Here is a 350-nt window from a genome sequence, read left to right as displayed (position 1 = left end):
CCAGGTGTTTGCTGTTGTTCAATGTATTGGCGGATGACGGATATTGGCGCACCTCCGCAGCTACTGGCAAAATAGCCAGGACTCCACAAAACGCCTTTGAGGCTGTTTACCAGACTGGATATTGCCAGTTTGGGAGGATAGTTAATTAACAAATGGACGTGATCTGGTTCGCCATCCATTTCAACCAGTTCAGCTTCAAAATCAGCACATACATTTGAAAAGTAAGTGCGTAGTTTTTCTGTCGCGTCATGGTCAAAAATCTGACGTCGGTATTTGGTGACAAAGACCAGGTGAACATGCATCAGGAAAACACAATGCCTTCCACGCCGGATATCGGTTTCTTTTTTCAC

General features: G+C 45.1%; 1 protein-coding gene. It reads right to left on the bottom strand.

Going from position 1 to position 350, the window contains the following annotated elements; all coding sequences use genetic code 11:
• Positions 1 to 350, bottom strand: a 350-nt coding sequence (gene tnpA / locus BHE85_RS19205; protein WP_069673525.1) for an IS200/IS605 family transposase, incomplete at its 3' end; no start/stop codon positions are given.

Origin of the sequence: Shigella sp. FC1567, from assembly GCF_001743015.1 — a bacterium.
Classification (GTDB): domain Bacteria; phylum Pseudomonadota; class Gammaproteobacteria; order Enterobacterales; family Enterobacteriaceae; genus Escherichia; species Escherichia coli.
Note: the sequence above shows the minus strand (reverse complement) of the source record. Positions and strands in the feature narration are given on the sequence as shown.